This window comes from Micrococcus sp. HSID17227 (genome assembly GCF_003989405.1).
Classification (GTDB): Bacteria; Actinomycetota; Actinomycetes; order Actinomycetales; family Micrococcaceae; genus Micrococcus; species Micrococcus luteus.
On sequence record NZ_RBLN01000259.1, the window covers coordinates 1 to 2,969 of the forward strand.

The window sequence follows — 2,969 nt, forward strand, 5'->3', positions numbered from 1 at the left end:
TCGCGGACGCCGACCCCGTGCTGCGCCGGGCCGCCGTCGTGGGCGACGCGGTCTGCGCCGTGCGCGACCTGGTGAACACGGCCCCCTCGCACCTCTACCCGGCCACGTTCGCGGACGCCGTCGCGGAGGACCTCGCGGACTCGTCCGTGAGCGTGGACGTGTGGGACGAGGACCGCCTGCGCGCCGAGGGCTTCGGCGGCATCCTCGCGATCGGCCAGGGCTCCTCCCGCCCGCCGCGGCTCGTGCGCATCGAGCACGCGCCGGCCGACGCCGCCGCGCACATCGCGCTGGTGGGCAAGGGCATCACCTTCGACACGGGCGGCATCTCGCTGAAGCCCGCCGCCTCGATGATGACGATGAAGTCGGACATGGCCGGCGCCGCCACCGTCTTCGCCGTCGTGCGCGCCGCCGCGGCCCTGGACGTCCCTGTGAAGGTGACCGGCTGGCTGGCGCTGGCCGAGAACATGCCCTCGGGCACCGCCATCCGCCCGTCCGACGTCATCACGATGTACGGCGGCAAGACCGTGGAGGTCATGAACACGGACGCCGAGGGCCGCGTCGTCATGGCCGACGCCCTCGTGGCGGCCACCGACGAGCGACCCGACGCGGTGCTCGACGTGGCCACCCTCACCGGTGCCCAGCTGGTCGCCCTCGGCGTGCGCCACACGGGCGTCATGGGTGACGACGCGCTGCGCGACGAGGTCGTCGCCGCGGCCGACGCGGCCGGGGAGCTCGCGTGGGGCATGCCCCTGCCGGAGCAGCTGCGCGCCTCGCTCACTTCGCGCGTTGCGGACATCTCCAACATGGGCGACCGCTTCGGCGGCATGATGACCGCCGCCACCTTCCTGCGCGAATTCGTCGACGCCGGACGGTCGGAGGGCGACGCCGCCGCACGGACCCCCTGGGCCCACCTCGACATCGCCGGCCCCTCCTTCAACGAGTCGGCCGCGTACGGCTACACCCCGCAGGACGCCACCGGCGTGATGGTGCGGACCCTGGTGGGTCTCATCGAGGGGCGTGCCCGGTAAGGTTGGTCCCGATGTCCACCGCGTCCCCGGCCGCGCGGCCCGCCGCCGACGGCCGGGGGTGGCGGTGACGCACCACCACCACGATCCACCGACCCCAGCACCAAGGAGCAACACCGTGGCCGACAAGGCAACCGCTCAGGAATTCGACGTCCTCGTCCTCGGCGGTGGCTCCGCCGGGTACGCCGCAGCCCTGCGTTCCGTGCAGTACGGCAAGTCCGTCGCCCTCGTGGAGAAGTCCAAGGTCGGCGGCACCTGCCTGCACTGGGGCTGCATCCCCACGAAGGCCTACCTGCACGCCGCCGAGGTGGCCGATGAGACCCGCAACGCCGCCAAGTTCGGCGTCAACGCGACCCTCGAGTCCGTGGACATGGCGAAGGTGCGCGACTACAAGGACGGCATCGTCGCCGGCAAGCACAAGGGCCTGGCCGGCCTGCTGAAGATGCGCAAGGTCCAGGTCATCGAGGGCGAGGGCAAGCTCGTCTCGAAGAACGAGGTCGAGGTCGACGGCACCCGTTACACGGCGGAGAACATCGTGCTGGCCTCCGGCTCCGTGGCCAAGACCATGGGCCTGCCCATCTCCAAGAAGATCATGACCTCCACGGAGGCCCTCGAGCTGGACTACACCCCGAAGTCGGCCATCGTGCTCGGCGGCGGTGTCATCGGCTCCGAGTTCGCGTCCCTGTGGAACTCCTTCGGCGTCGACGTCACCATCATCGAGGGCCTGAAGACCCTGGTCCCCAACGAGGACCCGGCGATCATCAAGGTCCTCGAGCGCGAGTTCAAGAAGAAGGGCATCAAGACCAACCTGGGCACGTTCTTCGACAAGGTCGAGGAGACCGACTCGGGCGTCAAGGTGACCCTCGCGGACGGCAAGGAGTTCGAGGCCGAGGTCTGCCTCGTCGCCGTCGGCCGCGGCCCGAACACCGAGGGCCTCGGCTACGAGGAGCAGGGCGTCAAGATGGACCGCGGCTTCGTCCTCACCGACGAGCGTCTGCACACCGGCGTCGGCAACATCTACGCCGTGGGCGACATCGTTCCCGGTCTGCAGCTGGCGCACCGCGGCTTCCAGCAGGGCATCTTCGTGGCCGAGGAGATCGCCGGCAACAAGCCGATGGTCGTCGAGGACATCAACATCCCGAAGGTCACCTTCACCGAGCCGGAGATCATGTCCGTGGGCTACACCCAGCCCAAGGCGGAGGAGGAGTTCGGCAAGGACAACGTCGAGGTCGCCGAGTACAACCTGGCCGGCAACGGCAAGTCCTCGATCCTCGGCACCGGCGGCATCATCAAGATGATCCGCCAGAAGAACGGCCCGATCGTGGGCGTGCACGGCATCGGCAAGCGCATCGGCGAGCAGATCGGCGAGGCGCAGCTCATCGTGAACTGGGAGGCCTACCCCGAGGACGTCGCCCAGTTCGTGCACGCGCACCCCACGCAGAACGAGGCCCTGGGCGAGGCCGCCATGGCCCTGTTCGGCCACCCGCTGCACAGCTGACCCACCGCACTGACCATCCCGGGCCCGTGCGTCGGGCCCACCTCGCAACCCCGGGTGGGCGCCCCCGGCGCCCACCCCTCATGAGGAGCATCGGAACCATGTCTGAAACCGTGAACCTGCCCGCCCTGGGCGAATCCGTCACCGAGGGCACCGTGACCCGCTGGCTCAAGGCCGTCGGCGACGAGGTCGCCGTCGACGAGCCCCTGGTGGAGGTCTCCACCGACAAGGTCAGATCGGAAGAACGAGGCCCTGGGCGAGGCCGCCATGGCCCTGGTCGGCCACCCGCTGCACAGCGGACCCGCCGACCTGACCATCCCGTGCCCGTGCGTCGGGCCCACCTCGCAACCCCGGGTGGGCGCCCCCGGCGCCCACCCCTCATGAGGAGCATCGGAACCATGTCTGAAACCGTGAACCTGCCCGCCCTGGGCGAATCCGTCACCGAGGGC

General features: G+C 70.2%; 3 protein-coding genes. All 3 read left to right on the forward strand.

The window, feature by feature from the left end:
• Nucleotides 1–1,028 (forward strand): leucyl aminopeptidase (locus D8M29_RS10450; protein ID WP_127445953.1); only part of this gene is annotated, 1,028 nt, incomplete at its 5' end.
• A 115-nt stretch (nt 1,029–1,143) separates the two neighbouring features.
• Entirely contained in the window at nt 1,144–2,523 is a 1,380-nt protein-coding gene (gene lpdA / locus D8M29_RS10455) for a dihydrolipoyl dehydrogenase (RefSeq protein ID WP_036383063.1), read from the forward strand.
• 98 nt (nt 2,524–2,621) lie between these two features.
• The coding region (locus D8M29_RS14240) for a biotin/lipoyl-containing protein (RefSeq protein WP_305034229.1) at nt 2,622–2,969 on the forward strand (348 nt) is incomplete at its 3' end.